This is a genomic window from Sphaerisporangium sp. NPDC004334 (assembly GCF_053602655.1).
This window is the reverse complement of sequence record NZ_JBSGDZ010000008.1, coordinates 154,204-171,480: the sequence shown is the minus strand read 5'-3', so window position 1 is coordinate 171,480 and position 17,277 is coordinate 154,204. Positions and strand designations below refer to the sequence as shown.

Here is a 17,277-nt window from a genome sequence, read left to right as displayed (position 1 = left end):
CCTCCTGCGCGTCATCGTCGTGCGGCTCGCCCGTGCTCCATGGCCGGGACGGTGATCGGTCCGACGGGTGGCAGGGGCCTCGGCTCACGGGGTGAGCGAGCGCACTAGGACGGGGATGGCGAGGGGGCGGGTGTGGCGAGGAGGGTCGCCGTGGGGGCGAGAGTGGCGGCTCCGCCTGACAGGTCCCACAGGCGGGCCGTGCCGTCGAAGCTCGCGCTCGCCAGAACCTTGCCGTCAAGGCTGAACGCCACGTCGGCGATCTCGATCTTGTGACCGGTCAGGGTGGTGACGGCGCTCCCCGTGCCCACCGCCAGCAGCACGATCGTCCCGGTGTAGTCCCCGACCGCCAACACCTTACTGTCGGGACTGAACGCCAGCGCGAGCGCCGAGTCGTCGACCTTGAGCGTGCCCGAGTGGTCGCGCGTGTGCGCGTCCCACAGCGTGATCCCCCGTCCGAGGCCACCGGCCGCCAGGATCTTCCCGTCCGGGCTGAATGCCACGTTCAGCAGTTTCTCCGTACCTCCGGCCGGCAGGGCGTCCAGGGCGTGGCCACGGACGGGGTCCCACAACCGGACGGTCGCGTCGTAACCGGCACTGGCGAGGATCTTCCCGTCAGGGTGGAACGCCAGCGATTCGACGCCGCCGGTGTGTCCCGTCAGGACGGCCTGTGTCGCCCCCGTGATCCCGTCCCACAGCCGCACCGACCGGTCGAAGCCTCCGCTGGCGAGGATCTTCCCGTCGGGGCTGAACGCCAACGCGGGGATGCTGGCCCCACTGCTGCCCGTGATGCGGGGGTCGGGCGCGTCAGTGTGACCGGCGAGGGTGTGGAGCAGTGTGGGACCGGCCGGGTTCCACAGCTCGATGAGTGTGCTTCCGGCCAGCGCCATCCTCTCGCCGCCGGGACTGAACGCCATCGCGTACACCCCTGAGATGGCAGACGATCGCAGCGCCCTGATGAACCGGCCGCCGGGCCAGTCCCACATCCGCACGGTCGGCGAGTCATAGCTGGCCGTGGCGAGCGTCTTGCCGCCCGGCCTGAACTCCACCTGGGTCACCGGACCGGGAGCCGGGGGCGTTGTCCCATCGGGCCTGGAAAGGATCATGGCCGTGGGAACGGCGGCCGCGGCGAGCGCACCCAGCCCCGCGAGCAGCACAGTACGCCTCCGGACCATACGGCGCTCACCCCGCGTCCCCGCCTCGGCCTGGGCGTCCGGCTCGGCCCGCGTCCCCGCCTCGGCCTGGGCGTCCGGCTCGGCCCGCGTCCCCGCCTCGGCCGTTACGTCCGGTTCGGCCTGCGTCTCGGCCCGTCCTCCTGGCTCGGACTCCGTGACCGTCTCCGCCCGTGTCTCCGCTCCGGCCGATGGCGCATCCGGATGGAAGGTGGCATTGCGGGTGAAGGCGTAGCGGTCGGCGGTGTCGGTGCCCCGCTGGTTGGGGGCAGGAAGCCCTGCGGCCTGCAGGCGTCGCCGCAAGTGGAAGTAGATGTCGCTCAGCGTCAGCCGATCAGGCCCGCCGGGGATGCCGCTCCGGACCAGGTCGACCAGTTCCTGGGTGAACGAGGTGGCCCTGTCCCCCTGATGTTCGAGCGCCACCACGTGCGCCGTGTGATCGCTCGCCGTCAGCGTGTAGACGCCCCGGGTGTCGGTGCTGTCGGCGACGTTCCCCGCGAGCGCCTCGATGGCGCGTCCGGAATAGCAGCAGTCCAGAATCACGATCTTCGTGTGGGCGGGGCTCTCCAGGAGCGCCGAGCGCAACCGCTCGAACTCCAGGCCCGTGATGTCCACATCGTCGGAGTCGGTGTCCTTGAACACCATGCAGAGCTGTCCGCGCGGTGTGATGGTGCCGTGCCCGGCGAAGTACACCAGCAGCACGTCCGTGGTCGCCCGGGCGACCCGCCGCAACCGCTGCACGACCTTGCGGACGTCCACCGGGTCCTCGATGACGACCGTCCGCTCCAGCGGCCACCCACACAGGGACAGGTCGGTCAGAATGGTCCGCATTTCCCGCAAACTGTTGGCCACGGCCGGCAACGACGGGAACCACGTGTCGTCGTAGACGGACGTGCCGATCAGAAGCGCCTGGGAGCGGGAGTGGTCCGCCGGCTCAGCACTCACGACCGCATCTCGCGGTCGCTCCGCGGCCACTCGTACAGCGAGGCGGTGTCGGCGACCGAGCTCCCGCTCGAAACCCGGACCTGCGCTTCCACTTCGTCCCTCCCGCACCCGCTGATCTTGAATGACGACGGCGACATTCAGTACATCGGAAGTTCCGCGACGACGTAACACGTTCGGCGGGCCGACACGGCCGTTCCGCCGGGCGACCGACGCCTCGGTGACGACCAGGTCTTCCAGGTCGGCGTGGGTCAGGCCGTACCGGTCCATCCAGGCACGGATGGCCTCGGCGGTCAGCCAGGCCGCGAGCCCCGGCGGAAGGCGTTCACCGCCTCCCGCAGCTCCTCGTCGGTGAACCGCTCCGGCCGTTCACCGGCCATCGTGCTGCCGCAACACTTCCTCCAGCACGGGACGCAACTCGGCGTCCTTGATCCTCTTGGCCTCCAGCGTCACGCTCTTGTCGCCGGAGGTCACGGTGACGGTCACGTCGGTACGGCGGCTCTGCAACCACGCCGGCAACGCCTGGGCGAGTGCCACCCCGACACCTCCCGACCCGAGTGCCACCACCAGCATGTCCACGGCCCCGCCCATCTCTTCCTCGGCGGGCGGCCTGGACACCGCGCGCACCGCCCCCGCGAGCGTGCGGTCACTCCGCAGCCACTCGTACAGCGAGGCGGTGTCGGCGACCGAGCTCCCGCCCGTAACCCGGACCTGCGCTTCCACTTCGTCCCTCCCGCACCCGCCGACCTTGAATGACGACGGCGACATTCAGTACATCGGAAGTTCCGCGACGACGTAACACGTTCGGCGGGCCGACACGGCCGTTCCGACGCTCCGGCGAGCCGCGCTCGCACGTCCGGGTATGCCGCGCGCAGAGCGTCCAGCCCTTCCTCCGGCGCCGGTCCTGAGCAGGCCGGGGGCGTCGGCGAGCAGCCGCTCGTCCACCTCCGCCGGTGTCGTCGTCATCACGAACTCCCGTTCGCGAGCAGGTCGGCGATCGCCGCGCTGATGGGCAGGCCGGTCGCGGCCTCGATCCAGAGGAACTGGCCGTTCGGATTGATCTCCAGGAAGGCGTGGCGGCCGTCGGGTGTCAGGTCAGATCGATCGCCCCGTAGGTGAGCCCGAGCGTCCTCACTAGGGCGACGCACCGCGCGGCCGTGTCGCCGGGCAACTCGTACGGCCTGATCGGGGTGGCGCCCGGGTCGTAGTGGCGCCGGTCGTACTTGGTGTGGTTACTGACCTGCGAATGGATCGCTGCCGCGAAGACCTCCGTCCCCGCGACGGTCACGCGCAGTTCGACCCGCTTGGGGACGTACGCCTGGACGATCACCGGGCAGGAACGCAGCGCGTCCGCGTACCCGACGTCGGCCGTCGACACTGGAGCCGCGTAGCGGCCGAGCTCCTGACGTTCCTTGGGGGTTCGCCGCTCCGGGACGTTTGCCGTGCACCGGCTTGGTGATCACCCGTCCCTCGTACCGGTCGTAGAAGTCGAGGAAGGCTTCGGGGTCGGTCGTCACGAGCGTCGCGGGAAGCTCGAAGCCCAGCCCGCGGGCCTGTTCGAGCTGGTACGGCTTGCGGCCCGCACGGTCGATGACCGGACGTGACGCGGGGACGCCCAGGCAGGCCAGGCTGTCCCGCAGGCTCTCGGAGACCACGCGGCACTCCTGCTCGACGTACGAGCCAACGTACGAGGCGTGCGAGGCGTACGGCTCGGAGGCGATCTCGGGATGCGCGATCGGGTCGAGCGGGCGGCGGTACCAGAACGCGGTCAGCTCGTCGAGGACGATCCGCCGGCCTTCGGCGCGCAGCTCGCGGCGCGCGGGCCCCGTCTCGCGGTGGACGATCTCCAGGTTGGCCCGGACCGGATAGGCCGAGGGGTCGAAGACGGTGACGTCCACTCCCTTGGTCTTGAGCAGGTCCACGACCCGGTCGGCGTGCTCGTCGCCGTCAGAGGTCGGAACGAGAATCATCGGTGGTGTCCCCCGGCTCCCCCGAACGCGGACGGGACGGGGGCGTGGCGGCCTCAGTTGGAGTCGCCCGAGGTGTGGGTGTGGTCGCCGTGGATCACGATGACCTGGCTCTTGGCCCCACCGCTCACCTGAAGCAGCTGGCTCTCGTCCAGTTCCGGTCCCATCGCCGCGATGTCGTTCAGCGAGGTACGCGTCTTGCCCATGGCAGTCCACCCGTCTTTCGTCACATCCGGGACACCCGTTGCGTCCCGTCCCCGAGAGAAGTTAAGCGGGACACCTGCCGCAGATCGTCCGTCCGAAGGCTGATCACCGATCACCCGCCGGAGGGACGGAACCCCCGGCCCTATGACGCGACGGGCGGACAGCGGCAGCGGGCCCGGCGCACGGTGGCGCCGCATTCGCCGACCCACTTCCCACCGCCTCGGCGCCATCAGGACACCGGCCCGGACCGGAGAGAGCCCGACCACCTCGGCGCCATGCGCACGCCGGGGTGAGCCCCGGGTTCGCTGTGCGGCGGCATGGGAGTGCACCGGGGTGGGTTGGGGGCGGTGGGGTCAGCGGACGCGGGCGGCTACGTAGGGGCTGACGCGGACGACCCCGGCCAGGTTCCTGGTGGAGACGGGGGAGAACTTGACGACGTCGCCGGTGCGGGGGGCCTGCAACATCTTGCCGTTGCCCCAGTAGATGGCCACGTGGGAGATGTAGCCCGGGTTCGTCGGGTCGCTGCGCCAGAACAGCAGGTCTCCCGGCTGGGCCTGCGACAGGGGGATCTGCGGTCCTGTCACCCACTGCTGGTGGGTCACCCGCGGCATCCGCACGCCCGCCTGGGCGAAGGCCCACTGCACCAGGCCGGAGCAGTCGAAGGTGTCGGGTCCCTCGGCACCCCAGACGTACGGGCGGCCGAGCTTGCTCGCCGCGGCGGTCAGGGCGACGCGGAGCTGGTCGGCCGACATGAACGCGCTGGCCGGCCAGTTCGTGCGCGACTGGGTGGGCGGGGTGAGCACCGGGTTGATCAGGGCGACCTGGCTGCCCTTGGGCAGGACCTTGAGCAGCCGCAGGCGCAGCCGGGTCGAGTCGACGCCGGGCGCGCTGACGACCAGCGCGTTGTCCCTCGGGATGCCGAGCGCCGTGGCCACCTCCCGCGAGACAACGGCGTTGATCATGCCCATGCCCATGGTCGCGTACGCGCCGACGCGCAGGCTCCTGCCTCCCCCGTTCACCGTAGAGCCCAGGGCCACCCCTCCGTCGCTGCCCAAGGTGAAGGAGACCGCCACGTCTCCCGCGGCGACGCTGTTCCACAGGACGTCGGAGCGGGCGGTGGCACGGGGGGTGTAGGCGCGGAAGGTCGAGGGGTCGACCCCCATGGTCTGCACGCGCTTGCCGTCCATCATGACGTCGGCGGCGTCCACGACCTCCACCGCCCTGACGCCCTTGCTCGCCTTGACCCTGCGGACGGCCGCCGCCGACAGGGAGCGCGGCGCGACGACGAACAGGTGCGGCCTGCGCAGGACGGAGAGCGGCGTGACCTGGGTGTTCGTGGCCGTCTGCGGCGGGTCGCCGGCGGGGAGCTTACGCGAGCCGGACGAGCCGTCGGCGGAGGCCGAACCGGTGGAGCCATCGGCGGAGGTGGAGCCTGTGGAGCCATCGGCGGAGGTGGAGCCGTTCGCCGCCGGAGCTCCGGCCGTGGGCGCGGTGGCGGGACCGCCCTGGGCGCCCGTGGCGCGGGTCGTCGCGGGGGCACGGGTGACGGTGAGGCCGCGGGCGGCGGGGAGGTAGCCGGGAACGCGCTGCCCGGCCTGCACGCGGGCCGCCGCGGCGCTCCGCGCCTCCCTGGCGCTCAGTTCGCCGAACACCGTGAGGTCGGCGGCGAGCACGGCGACCAGCCCGGTGGCGACGACCGCGACCGTGCGGCGGCGCAGCCTGGCCCTGGCGCGGCGCCGGCGGGGAATGCGCGGGTGGTAGCTGAGGTCTTCGCGGACCTCGGCCAGCGCGCCGCTCAGGTAGCCCTGGACGGACCCCAGGCTCCGGGTGAGGGTCTCTCGGACGGCGGTCGAGCCACGCGGTCGCCGATCGAGCACCTTCTCCCCCTTCTCGCCGTCATCTCTGCCGTCGCCGCCGTGGTCACCGTCGCCGCCGTGGTCACCGTGGTTCGGATGCCGAAGCCGCCGCCGGCCACCGAAGCCGTGTCGTGCGGGCACCAAAGAGCGTGCCGCATGTCCGCCGGAACGTCCAGGTGGTTCCGGAGGGTCGCGCCTAAGTCGTCCCGTCAATGCCCGATTGTCCCTGACCCGGGGCCGGGTGTCCGGCGTTTCGCCGCCAAGCCCTGCGGTGGCCCGCAGGCCTGACAGCGGCGATCCGCCGGAGCCGGGCTCCGGCGGATCTGGATGGACGATGGATCAGAGCGCGGACGCCCGTGCGGCCGCCGGACACGGCCGGCGGCCTGCCTTCGGGCGAGAACCCCGCCTGTCCGGCCACCGGACGCGGACCGTCCGGAGCTCGGACGCGGGATGCGGGCCGACCGGCCGGCCGGTGCGGGACGGGTCAGTTGCCGATGTAGGGGACGGCCTCGAGGATCTCCACGGTGTTCTGCCGGCCGTTGGGGAGGGTGTAGGTGGCCCTCTCGCCGATCTTCTTGCCGTTGATGGCCGCGCCGAGCGGGGAGCGGGGCGAGTAGACGTCGATCGGGGCGCCGCTCTCCTCGCGGGATGCCAGCAGGAAGGTGACCTCGTCGTCGTCGCCGTCGAACCGGATGGTCACGGTCATTCCGGGACCGACGACGCCTTCGGCGCGGGGGGCCTCGCCCACCCTCGCCTGGTCGAGCAGCTGGCGGAGCTGGAGGATGCGACCCTCCATCTTGCCCTGCTCCTCCTTCGCGGCGTGGTATCCGCCGTTCTCCTTGAGGTCGCCCTCTTCGCGGGCGGCTTCGATCTTCTTGGCGATGTCGACGCGCCCGGGCCCGGAGAGATGCTCAAACTCCGCCTTCAGGCGGTCGTACGCCTCCTGGGTCAGCCAGGTGACGTTCTCTTGGCGGGAGTCGACCACGGGTTCTCCTTGCGTACTCGTGAGAGTTGCGAGCGTCCGAATTCCGGGAGACTAACAAATTAACCCGGTCGGACGCTTTCCCAAAAGTCTCATTGTACGAGATAGCAGTACTGCACGCTGCCCGAAGTGGCGCGCGAGCTGGTGTCGACGCGCTCGGTCAGCCGGACGTCCTCCTCCCCGGGGGGGATCGTCACGTCGCGGGCGCCCACCTCCACATGATCCACGTCGGTGGCCCGCAGGCGGCAGACGGACGTGCGGTCGGCGGGCTTGTGCGCCTGGAAGGTTATCGTCACCGAGTTCGGCCCGTCGACCGTGAAAGCGATCGTGAGCACGTCGGGATTACCCCGCGCGGTCATCATGACGTACCCCCAGCCGCCCATCGCGATCGCGATAAAGATCCCGATGATGACGAAGGCGATGGTTCGCCCGGCGCGTCCGGAAGTGGGCCGACGCTCCGGAAAGGAGTCTGGGGTCCCCAGGATCGGCTGGTCCACGTGCGAACCGACGGGTCTATCGGTCATGGTGGAATCTCCCAGCGGTCCCTTGTCGTTGCACGAGACAATTGTCCCCTGCGGAGGCTCCGCTCTACGCGCCGCCCCCAGAAGAGCCCCACTGGGGGAGCCCGGCCCGGACACTTGAGGAGATACCGACCCGTGAGTGCACCACTGCGATTGATGGCCGTACACGCCCACCCTGACGACGAGTCCAGCAAGGGCGCCGCCACGATGGCGCGCTATGTGGCTGAAGGCGCTGATGTGCTGGTCTGTACCCTGACCGGCGGTGAGCGCGGTTCGATCTTGAATCCGAAGATGGAACTGCCGGACATCCTTGAGAACATCACCGAGGTGCGCCGCCAGGAGATGGAGCGGGCCCGCGAGATCCTGGGCGTGCGCCAGAGCTTCCTGGGTTTCATCGACTCCGGCCTGCCGGAGGACGAGAGCGAGCCGCTGCCTGAGGGATGCTTCGCGTTGCAGCCGCTGGAGGTGGCTTCCGCCCCGCTCGTCGCGGCCGTCCGCGAGTTCCGGCCGCATGTGATCCTGACCTATGACGACGACGGCGGCTACCCGCACCCCGACCACATCATGACCAACAAGGTGTCGGTGGAGGCCTTCGAGGCCGCGGGCGACCCCGACCGTTATGTCGGCCTCGGCGAGCCGTGGCAGCCGCTCAAGCTCTACTACCACATGGGATTCACCCGAGCGCGTTTCGAGGCCCTGCACCAGGCGATGACCGAGCGCGGCATCGGCTCGCCCTACGGTGACTGGATCGCCCGCTGGGAGGACCGACCGCAGAAGTGGGAGGTCACCACGCGGGTGCCGTGCGGGGAGTACTTCGAGACCCGCGACAGGGCGCTGCTGGCCCACGCCACCCAGGTCGACCCGGACGGCTTCTGGTTCGTGTGCCCGCGCGACCTGCAAGAGGAGATCTGGCCGACCGAGGACTACCACCTGGCCCGGTCGCTGGTGGACACCGACCTGCCGGAGGAGGACCTGTTCACCGGAATCCGCGCGGAAGAGGTGGCCCACGCCGACCACTGAGCCGACGCGCGCCGACCGCTGAGGAGGGGGCGGCCCCCGGGTGGCAGACTTGAGGTGTGACTGATATCGCCGCACACGCAGCCGCCGCACAGGGGGCCGCCCCCCCGCCGGTCGGCCCCGGGCTCATCGGCTTCCTCGTCGTGGCCGCGATCGGTGTCGCGCTGTACTTCCTGGTGAAGTCGATGAACAAGCAGATCTCCAAGATCGAGGTTCCGCGCCAAGCCGATCTGGACAAGGCCGACCGTGCCGAGACGACAGAGAGCGAGCCGCGGGCCGGCGGCCCGCGCTGACCGTCGTTCCCCCGCCGAGAGGAAGCTCCAGATGAACGAGACGGTCGAGGTGACCGACAACCCGGACGCCGGCCGCTATGAGGTCGCGGTGGGCGGCCGGCTCGCCGGCTTCGCCGAGTACCGCCACAGGGGCGGTCGGCTGGTGTTCACCCACACCGAGATCAAGGACGAGTTCGAGGGGCAGGGGCTCGGCAGCCGCCTGGTGCGCGGCGCGCTGGACGCCGCACGCGCGGCCGGGGACCCCGTCGTGCCGCTGTGCCCCTTCGTGGCCCGTTACATCGAGCGCCACCCCGAGTACGGCGACCTGGTCGCCAAGGCCGCCTCCGCCGAGCCCGTGGACCCCGCACAGCCCGTGGAACCCTCCCACTGACCGTCCAGCACGCGACAAAGGCTATTCGGGGGACCAGGCGCGTTCGAGGGACTTGGGGAGGCCCCACCAGCCGAGGGGGGTCAGGACGGCCCTGTCGTCCACGATGCCGAGTTCCCGCCACAGCGGTGTGACCGTGGTGAACAGCGTTTCGGTGGTCTCCAGGTCCTCCGGGTCGTCCATGTCGACGTCGATGTCGTCGGACTCGGCGACCAGCCGGGCGATGCGCTCAGGTGAGGCGAGCACCCCGGGGCCGCGCCGGGCGAGGGCGGCGACGGTGGCGAGCCAGTCGGCGTGGTGGATGGTGCACAGGGCGGCCAGCGCGGCGTCCTCCTGGCTCAGCTCGCCCTCCAGGTCCCAGAACTGGTGCTCGTCCTCGTCCTGCAGGTCGGAGACGGGTGAGGCGACCCCGGCGGCGACCATGAGCCACAGCTCGGTATCGTCCTCGGGCAGCGGCTCGCCTTCCAGGCCGGAGCACGCGCGCAGGACGTTGCCGGGGTATCCGGGCTCGGCCAGCAGGGCGCGCAACCGCCGGGCCGCGGCCGCCAGCTCGCCGGAGGGCAGGTCGGGCTCGGGCAGGTCGGCGAGCACCCGGCGCAGCTCGCCGAGGGCGAAGGCCTCCTCCTCGTCCCAGGTGGCGAACAGCTCCTCGTCCACCTCCTCGCCGACCGCGCTGCTCGGCACCCGGCCGTCGGGCAGGGGCGTGGCGAGCCAGTGGTCCTGGACGCGCTCGTAGACATCACGGGCCTCGGCGTCGCCGGCCACCAGGCGGTCGGGGTCGATCTCGCCGGTCCTGACGTGCTCCTCAAGGTGGGCGACCAGCCGTTCGTGCAGTTCGGTCGCCACCGGGCCGCGCTCGCCCTCCTCGGGCCACACGAAGTAGCCGCGGGTGATCAGGATGGGCTCGGTGCCGGTGGCCTCCAGCCATCTCTGGACGTCGCCGACCGTCGCGACGCCGTTCTCGATGCCGGCGAGCGTGGCCTTCGCCGAGTCCCAGAACGCGGCCGAGAGGGGGTTGCCCGCCGCCAGCATCGCGCGGCGGAGGTCGGGGACGGCCACCAGCGCCTGGCCGCTCGGCACGGCGAGCAGGGCCCGGGCGACGTCCCGCCGGGTGAGGTGGGCCGCGGGTCTACCTGCGTATTCGCTGACGAAGCCCAGATCGACTGTCACGTCCCGTGAGCCTACGCCCCCGGGCCGGACGGCGACAGCGGGACCGTTCTGCCAGGCCGGGCGCGTGGCGCGCACGGGTCGACCCAACCAAATGAATAGGACAACAAGCACTGATGGTGACGAAAGGCCCTGGTGAGTGCCGCTGAAGTGGGCAAAGGGTGAAAAGAGGAGCTGAATTCCGACCCGAGGAGGGGGCCATGACAGTGAGCCAGACGTCGCGAGAAAGCCGGGGCACGCCATCGGAATCCATGTCCAACGGTGATCTCATCCAGCTGGACACACCCGTCGTCAGCCTCCACGTCCACCGTCCGCACATGCCGAGGATGCCGCGCATGCCTGGGATGTCGCGTCCGTCCGGCGCGCGCGGGCAGGAGATGAACCGCGCCGTGGAAACGGCCAGGACCTTCCTGCCGCCGCCGGAGCGCTTGATGTACTACGGCGGTCTCGGCCTGCTCGCGGCCCTCGGGCTGGTGGAGTGGCCGATCGCCGTGGTCGTCGGCGCCAGCACCGCCATCGCGTCGCGGGCGATGCGGCGGCAGGGCGGCATGGGTGAGCAGGGCGGCATGGGCGAGCAAGGCGGCATGATGCAGGGCCGGATGCAGGGCCGGGCCGCGCAGGACACCACGGCCGAGCAGCCGGCGACGCCCCGGGCCACGCGGGCGCGGGCGAGCACCGCCTCCGGCCGCACGGCGACCCCGTCCACCCGCAGCCGCACCACGGGCACCCCGCGGACGTCCACGCGCACGCGCACGGCGGCGCAGAAGCCCACGGGCGGCGCGCAGCCCGGCACCGCCTGACACCGCTTTCCAGCGGATCCCCGCACGCGCTTCGCCACGAAATCGCAAAGCGCCGCAGAGAGGGTTCAACCGCCTGACCTGGGCATACTTAGGTCGAACGATCAGGCCGCACGCCAAGTGCGGCCTGATCGGCGTGTTGGCACGGGGGCCCTGGAGGCGTTGTGTTCCTGCTTCGTGAACTGAGGGGGCCGATAGGGCTGCTGGCGTCACTGCTGCCGGAGACGGTGCGCGGGGCGCTGCCCTTCCCCCGGCAGGTCCACGAGTGCCCGGGGGGCCTCCGCATCGAGTTGCGCAATCTCGGCGCCCCGGGCACCTCCCAGGAGGCCGGGCTGCTCGAGGAGCGCCTCTGCGAGATCGCCGGCGCCGGACGGGCCGAGGTCAACGGCGCCCTCGGCTTCGTCTACATCGCCTGCGAGCGCGACGGCGCCGACATCGGCAAGCTCCTGTCCATCGTGGACGAGCACGACGTCCCCCGGCGCGGCGGCGCCGACGGCCGGAAGGGCCGGCACGCGGTGGAGAACCAGGCCCGCGCGGTCCTGGAGCTCGGCGCCGGGCTGCTCGGCGCCGGCGTGACCCTCGTCGGCCAGGTGACGCACGTCGCCAGGGTGCCCTCCGCGCTGCCGGCCCTGCTCCAGCTCGTGGAGTCCACGCCCCGCGTCCGGCACGAGCTCGAACGCCGCGTCGGGCGGCCGACCGCCGACGTGATCTGGGCCTACACCCGCTTCACCGCCCAGACGCTCGCCCTGCGTCCCGTCGGGCTGTTCATCGACTCGCTGTCCGCGGCCGGCCGCCTGGCCGAGGCCGTGGCCGGCCGGCGGGCGTGGCGGGTCAGGGAAGAGGAGTTCGCCCAGCACAAGGGCGCCTACGAGCACATCAGAAGCGAGCTGTCCCTGCGCCCCGTCCCCATGCCCTACGGGCCGATCGAGCGGTACGCGGACGGGCTGAGCGTGGGCGCGCTCGCCTCCTACGGGATCACCTCGGTCATCAGCCACGACCAGGAGCGCGCGCTGGCGATGCTGATCGCCCAGACCCCCAAGGCCGCGCGGCTGGGACGCGACGCCTTCGTCAGCGCGATCGGGCGGGCCGTCGCCCACCGCGGCGGGCTGGTCCTGCACCGGGAGGCCGTGCGGGCCATGGATCGCGTCGACACGGTCGTGTTCGACGCGCGGACCCTGACGATGCCCTCCTGGACCATCCACGAGGTGATCACGCTCGCCTCCGGCGCCGGCGTGCCCACCGACGAGCTGCACGCCCGCGTCTACATGCTGCTCGAAGGCGCGGACGTCACGGTGCGCCGTGAGCAGGGCGACTGGGCGGCCGAACCGGCCGCGGCGCCGCCGGCGCGGGCGTCGGACTGGCAGGAGGGCGGCATCCGCCCCGTCTCGGTGACCTGTCGCGGCGAAACGGTCGCCGTGGTCGGCATGGTGCCCGAGACCCATCCCTACGCCGAGGCGCTCATCGGCGCCGCGCAGAGGTGCGAGGTCGTCCTCGCCGGGGACGACGCCGGGCTGGCCGCGCGCCTGGGCGTCCGGCGGCGGGTGGAGGGCGGCGAGCGGCTGGCCTCGTCCATCCGGGAGCTGCAGGCGGAGGGGCACGGCGTCGCCCTCGTGAGCGGGCGGTCGCGGCGCGGCCTGGGCGAGGCCGATCTGGGCATCGGCGTGCTGGCCTCCGGGGGGCGGCCTCCGTGGGACGCGGACGTGATCGGCGGGCCGGACGTCGCGCACCTGCTGCTGCGGTCGCTGCGCGTGGCCAGGACGACCAGCGGCCGCAGCGTGAAGGTCTCCGCCGGCGGGGCCGCCCTCGGCACCGGGCTCACCGTCGTCGGCTCGGCCGCGGGGTCGGTGCGCCGCGTGCAGCTCGTCAGCGACTGCACCTCGCTCGCGTCCCTGGTCATGGGCGTGTGGTCGGCCCGCAACCTCGGCCGGGGCGGACTGCCCATGCGGGTGGACCGCACCCCGTGGCACGCTCTGCCCGCGCAGGACGTGCTGGCACGGCTGTCCTCGACCCCGTCCGGGCTCTCGGAGGCCGAGTCCGCGCGCCGCCGCAACGGTCCGAGCCGAAAGGAGACCGTCGCGGCGCCGTCGCTGCTGCGCGCGACCGCCGAGGAGCTGGCCAACCCGCTGACCCCGGTGCTCGCCGCCGCGGCGGGCCTGTCCGCCGCCGTGGGCTCGGCGCTGGACGCCGTGCTCATCGCCGGAGTGCTCGGCGTCAACGGGCTGATCGGCGGCGCGCAGCGCACCAACGCCGACCGGGCGCTGACCCGGCTGACCGACGCCACGGCGGTCCCGGTGCGGCTGCGCCGCCCGCAGGGGCCGGTGGACGCCACCGCCGACGACCTGGTGCGGGGCGACGTCATCGAGCTGCGGGCGGGCGACGCCGTGCCCGCCGACTGCCGAGTGATCAAGGCGCGCGGCCTGGAGGTGGACGAGGCGCCGCTCACCGGCGAGTCCCAGCTGGTGACCAAGTCGGTGGCGCCGACCGCCGCGCTGGCCGTGGCCGACCGCAGCTCCATGGTGTACCAGGGCACCACGGTCGCCGCCGGGTACTGCCTGGCGGTGGTGGTGTCCACCGGCACGGCCACCGAGGCCGGGCGCACGGCGGAGATGGGCGCGGAGGAGGCCCCGCCGACCGGGGTCGAGCTGCGGCTGCGGGCGCTGAGCCGCCAGATCATGCCGGCCGCGCTCGGGTCCGGCGTCGTGCTGATGGCCACCAACCTGCTGCGCCGCACGCCGCTGGCCGCCGCCGTCGCGCCCGCGGTGAGCCTGGCCGTGGCCGCCGTTCCCGAGGGGCTGCCGTTCATCGCCACCGTCGCCGAACTGGCCGCGGCGCGGCGGCTGTCCACCCGCGAGACGCTGGTGCGCAACCCCTCGACCATCGAGGCGCTCGGCCGGGTCGACGTGCTGTGCTTCGACAAGACCGGCACCCTCACCGAGGGGCACATCACCCTGGGCCGCGTCTCCGACGGCCGCGTGGAGCACCCCGTGGACGAGCTGCCGCCGGAGTTCCGGCGGATCCTCGCGGCGGCGCTGCGCGCGGGCCCGCAGATCGACGGCGAGCGCGCCGTCCCGCACCTCACCGACCGCGCCGTGCAGGAGGGGGCGAGGAAGGCGGGCGTCCTGCCGGCCGAGGGGCTGGCGGCCTGGCAGCGCATTGACGAGCTGCCGTTCGAGCCGGCCAGAGGCTTCCACGCCGTGCTGGGCACCACCGACCCGGCGGGAGGCTCCCGCCTGCTCAGCGTCAAGGGCGCCCCCGAGGTGGTGCTCACGCGGTGCGGCACGCTGCTCAGCGACGGCGCGGTGCTGCCCCTGGACGAGGAGGCGGCGCAGTCGCTGATCAAGGAGGTCGACCAGCTCGCCCAGCAGGGGTACCGCGTGCTGGCCGTGGCCGAGCGACGCGCCGGCGACCTGCGCGAGCTGGACGAGGCCGCCGTCGGCGAGCTGTGCTTCCTGGGGTTCCTCGGGCTGGCCGACCCGGTGCGGCCGACCGCCGCGCGCAGCGTCGACCGGCTGACGCGCGCGGGCGTCCGGGTCGTCATGATCACCGGAGACCACCCGAGCACCGCCGAGGCCATCGCCGCCGATCTGAACCTGCTGGGCGGTCTGCACATCATGACCGGCCCGGAGCTGGACCGCATCGACGACGAGGCGCTCGCCGAGGCGCTGCCGGGTGTGTCGGTCTTCGCGCGGGTCACCCCCGCGCACAAGGCGCGCATCGTCGCCGGGCTGCAGAAGGCGGGCAAGGTGGTGGCGGTCACCGGTGACGGCGCCAACGACGCTCCGGCCATCCGGCTCGCCGACGTCGGCGTGGCGCTCGGCTCGCGGGCCACCCCGGCCGCGCGCGCCGCCGCCGACGTGGTGGTGACCGACGACCGCATCGAGACGATCGTCGAGGCCATCGTCGAGGGCCGCGCCATGTGGAGTTCGGTGCGCGACGCGCTCGGCATCCTGCTCGGCGGCAACCTCGGGGAGATCGTCTTCACCGTCGGGTCGAACCTGATCGCCGGGCGCAACACCCTGAACGCCCGTCAGTTGCTGCTGGTCAACCTGCTCACCGACATGCTGCCGGCCCTGGCGATCGCCATAAGGCCGCCGAGCGCGACCAGCCCCGAGAAGCTGCTGGAGGAGGGTCCCGAGGCGTCGCTGGGCGCGGCGCTCACCCGCGACATCTACGCCCGCGCCGTGACGACCGCGGCGGCGGCCACCGCGGCCTGGCTGTTCGCGCGCTCCACCGGCTCGCAGGGCCGGGCCGACACCGTGGGGCTCATCGGCCTGGTGTCGGCGCAGCTCGTGCAGACCCTCGCCGTGGGCGGGCGCGACCGCACGGTCATACTGGCCACCTCGGCCTCAATGGCGTGCCTGGTCCTGGCCGTCTCGACGCCCGGGGTCAGCCGGTTGTTCGGCTGCCGGCCGGTGGGCCCGTTCGGATGGGCGATCGGCCTGGGCAGCGGAGTCGCCGCGGGGCTGGTGGGACGCCTGGTGAACCCGTCTCGTTACTTCGGCGACGCTGGTCACTGAACGTTCATCTTTCGTACACTCACAGACGGACATCTAGCTACATAGATGCGTAATCCTGTATAAAGCACTCGAAGTCCCCTTCCTGTGAGGTTATGGTGTACAACTTCCTTGCCACGGTGCTCGCCAAGGCGGCCGTGATCCTCGTCGAGGCCCTGGTCATCCGCCTGGTCCAGAGCTGGGTGGACAAGGCGCTTCCCGAAGCCGCCTGACCCCGCCCTGACCGGTCCCGGCCGGTCTCGACCGGTCCTGCGCCGGTCCGTCCACCTCCCGCTCACCCGTCACCGCGCGACCCGCCATGATTGAGGCGTGGAGACGCACAGTGGGTGAGCGGCCCTACGTCCTGCTGTCGGTGGCGATGTCGATCGACGGCTTTATCGACGACGCCTCCGGCGCGCCGCTCGCCCTGTCCAACGAGGCCGACTTCGACCGCGTGGACGAGGTGCGCGCCGGCTGCGACGCGATCCTGGTCGGCGCCGGCACCATCCGCGCCGACGACCCGCGGCTCGTCGTGCGATCCGCGGCCCGCCGTGCCGAACGGGTGCGGCGAGGGCTCACCGAGACCCCGGTCAAGGTCACGCTGACCGGCCGCGGCGACCTGGACCCCGAACGCCGCTTCTTCGCGCTCGGCGACGCCGAGAAGATCGTTTACGTCACGGGCCCGTCCGCCGGGCGGGTCCGCCGCACCCTCTCCGGCGTGGCCACCGTCGTCGACGCCGGCGACCCGCTCGACCTTCCCGGCGTGCTCGCCAACCTGGCCGCGCGCGGGGTCGGCCGGCTCATGGTCGAGGGCGGCACCGCCGTCCACACGCTCTTCCTGGCCCACGGGCTGGTGGACGAGCTGCACCTGGTCGTCGCCCCGTTCCTGGTCGGCGACCCCGCCGCTCCCCGCTTCGTCGGCGGCGCGTCCTTCCCTTACGGCCACGACCGGCCGATGCGGCTCGCCGAGGCGCGCCCCATCGGGGACGTCGTCCTCCTCCGCTACCTGCCTCCGGAGCCCTCCGATGCCTGACGCCCCGGCCACCCCCGCCCCCGAGGACGACCGGCGGTGGCTGGAGCGCACCATCGAGCTCTCGCGCCGCTGCCCGGTTTCCACCACCGCCTTCGCCGTGGGAGCCGTCGTCGTGGCCGGTGACGGCACGGTCCTGGCCACCGGCCACTCCCGTGAGGGCGACCCGCACGACCACGCCGAGGAGGCCGCCCTGGCCAAGATCGTCCCCGGCGACCCCCGGCTCGCCTCGGCGACCCTCTACAGCTCGCTCGAACCGTGCACCAGGCGCGCCTCGCGTCCCCGCACCTGCACCGAGCTGATCATCGCCGCGGGCGTTCCCCGCGTCGTCTTCGCCTGGCGCGAACCCGACGTGTTCGTCGACTGCACCGGCGCCGAGACCCTCCGCGACGCCGGTGTCGAGGTCGTCGAGCACCCCGGCCTCGCCGCCGCGGCCCGCGAGGTCAACGCCCACCTGTTCACCCGCTGACCG

At 72.3% G+C, this 17,277-nt stretch carries 16 protein-coding genes; 7 read left to right on the top strand and 9 right to left on the bottom strand.

Features of this window, described 5'->3' with window-relative positions:
* Positions 1-104 precede the first annotated feature (104 nt).
* The 8 genes from ACWEN6_RS12135 to ACWEN6_RS12100 form a co-directional block, all read right to left on the bottom strand.
* Positions 105-2,114 carry a caspase, EACC1-associated type gene (locus ACWEN6_RS12135; RefSeq protein ID WP_452570222.1) on the bottom strand — a complete coding sequence of 670 codons (2,010 nt, stop codon included), beginning with the start codon at positions 2,112-2,114 and terminating at the stop codon, positions 105-107.
* 366 nt (positions 2,115-2,480) lie between these two features.
* Positions 2,481-2,834, bottom strand: a complete 354-nt coding sequence (locus tag ACWEN6_RS12130) for an effector-associated constant component EACC1 (RefSeq protein ID WP_452570221.1) — start codon at positions 2,832-2,834, stop codon at positions 2,481-2,483.
* A 242-nt stretch (positions 2,835-3,076) separates the two neighbouring features.
* Positions 3,077-3,259: a hypothetical protein gene (locus tag ACWEN6_RS12125; RefSeq protein ID WP_452570220.1), complete on the bottom strand. Its 183-nt coding sequence runs from the start codon at positions 3,257-3,259 to the stop codon at positions 3,077-3,079.
* An 84-nt stretch (positions 3,260-3,343) separates the two neighbouring features.
* Positions 3,344-4,081, bottom strand: coding sequence for an MvdC/MvdD family ATP grasp protein (locus ACWEN6_RS12120; RefSeq protein WP_452570219.1), 738 nt, complete (start codon positions 4,079-4,081; stop codon positions 3,344-3,346).
* 53 nt (positions 4,082-4,134) lie between these two features.
* Positions 4,135-4,284: a hypothetical protein gene (locus tag ACWEN6_RS12115; RefSeq protein ID WP_452570218.1), complete on the bottom strand. Its 150-nt coding sequence runs from the start codon at positions 4,282-4,284 to the stop codon at positions 4,135-4,137.
* Between the two features lie 351 nt (positions 4,285-4,635).
* Positions 4,636-6,159 carry a C40 family peptidase gene (locus tag ACWEN6_RS12110; protein WP_452570217.1) on the bottom strand — a complete coding sequence of 508 codons (1,524 nt, stop codon included), beginning with the start codon at positions 6,157-6,159 and terminating at the stop codon, positions 4,636-4,638.
* A 463-nt stretch (positions 6,160-6,622) separates the two neighbouring features.
* Entirely contained in the window at positions 6,623-7,123 is a 501-nt protein-coding gene (greA, locus tag ACWEN6_RS12105; protein ID WP_354840072.1) for a transcription elongation factor GreA, read from the bottom strand.
* Positions 7,124-7,212: 89 nt separating this feature from the next.
* Positions 7,213-7,644 (bottom strand): DUF4307 domain-containing protein, encoded by a 432-nt coding sequence (locus ACWEN6_RS12100; protein ID WP_354922720.1) that lies wholly within the window; start codon positions 7,642-7,644, stop codon positions 7,213-7,215.
* A gap of 132 nt (positions 7,645-7,776) precedes the next feature.
* Between ACWEN6_RS12100 and mca the strand changes: the two genes are divergently transcribed.
* The 3 genes from mca to ACWEN6_RS12085 are packed head-to-tail and all read left to right on the top strand — an operon-like array spanning position 7,777 to position 9,321.
* On the top strand, positions 7,777-8,661 hold the full coding sequence (mca, locus tag ACWEN6_RS12095; RefSeq protein WP_452570216.1) for a mycothiol conjugate amidase Mca: 885 nt from the start codon (positions 7,777-7,779) through the stop codon (positions 8,659-8,661).
* Positions 8,662-8,717: 56 nt separating this feature from the next.
* Positions 8,718-8,951 carry a hypothetical protein gene (locus tag ACWEN6_RS12090; RefSeq protein WP_452570215.1) on the top strand — a complete coding sequence of 78 codons (234 nt, stop codon included), beginning with the start codon at positions 8,718-8,720 and terminating at the stop codon, positions 8,949-8,951.
* 31 nt (positions 8,952-8,982) lie between these two features.
* Complete coding sequence (locus ACWEN6_RS12085) at positions 8,983-9,321, top strand: GNAT family N-acetyltransferase (RefSeq protein ID WP_452570214.1); 339 nt, start codon at positions 8,983-8,985, stop codon at positions 9,319-9,321.
* 21 nt (positions 9,322-9,342) lie between these two features.
* Here the strand turns inward: ACWEN6_RS12085 and ACWEN6_RS12080 are convergent, their stop codons facing one another.
* Positions 9,343-10,488, bottom strand: coding sequence for a hypothetical protein (locus ACWEN6_RS12080; RefSeq protein WP_452570213.1), 1,146 nt, complete (start codon positions 10,486-10,488; stop codon positions 9,343-9,345).
* A 332-nt stretch (positions 10,489-10,820) separates the two neighbouring features.
* Here ACWEN6_RS12080 and ACWEN6_RS12075 point away from each other — a divergent pair, with 332 nt between their 5' ends.
* The 4 genes from ACWEN6_RS12075 (at position 10,821) to ACWEN6_RS12060 (ending at position 17,274) form a co-directional block, all read left to right on the top strand.
* On the top strand, positions 10,821-11,285 hold the full coding sequence (locus tag ACWEN6_RS12075; protein WP_452570212.1) for a hypothetical protein: 465 nt from the start codon (positions 10,821-10,823) through the stop codon (positions 11,283-11,285).
* Positions 11,286-11,446: 161 nt separating this feature from the next.
* Positions 11,447-15,799 carry an HAD-IC family P-type ATPase gene (locus tag ACWEN6_RS12070; protein ID WP_452570211.1) on the top strand — a complete coding sequence of 1,451 codons (4,353 nt, stop codon included), beginning with the start codon at positions 11,447-11,449 and terminating at the stop codon, positions 15,797-15,799.
* 319 nt (positions 15,800-16,118) lie between these two features.
* Positions 16,119-16,808, top strand: coding sequence for a RibD family protein (locus tag ACWEN6_RS12065; RefSeq protein WP_452570210.1), 690 nt, complete (start codon positions 16,119-16,121; stop codon positions 16,806-16,808).
* Positions 16,801-17,274, top strand: a complete 474-nt coding sequence (locus ACWEN6_RS12060) for a deaminase (RefSeq protein WP_354922689.1) — start codon at positions 16,801-16,803, stop codon at positions 17,272-17,274. Before ACWEN6_RS12065 ends, ACWEN6_RS12060 begins: the two co-directional genes overlap by 8 nt.
* Positions 17,275-17,277: the final 3 nt, after the last annotated feature.

What these genes read in the sequence shown, in the direction of transcription:
- ACWEN6_RS12075 (WP_452570212.1), top strand. Translation starts at nt 10,821, where the DNA reads ATGCCTGGGATGTCGCGTCCGTCCGGCGCGCGCGGGCAGGAGATGAAC.
- ACWEN6_RS12085 (WP_452570214.1), top strand. Translation starts at nt 8,983, where the DNA reads ATGAACGAGACGGTCGAGGTGACCGACAACCCGGACGCCGGCCGCTAT.
- ACWEN6_RS12060 (WP_354922689.1), top strand. Translation starts at nt 16,801, where the DNA reads ATGCCTGACGCCCCGGCCACCCCCGCCCCCGAGGACGACCGGCGGTGG.
- ACWEN6_RS12100 (WP_354922720.1), bottom strand. Translation starts at nt 7,644, where the DNA reads ATGACCGATAGACCCGTCGGTTCGCACGTGGACCAGCCGATCCTGGGG.
- ACWEN6_RS12120 (WP_452570219.1), bottom strand. Translation starts at nt 4,081, where the DNA reads ATGATTCTCGTTCCGACCTCTGACGGCGACGAGCACGCCGACCGGGTC.
- ACWEN6_RS12115 (WP_452570218.1), bottom strand. Translation starts at nt 4,284, where the DNA reads ATGGGCAAGACGCGTACCTCGCTGAACGACATCGCGGCGATGGGACCG.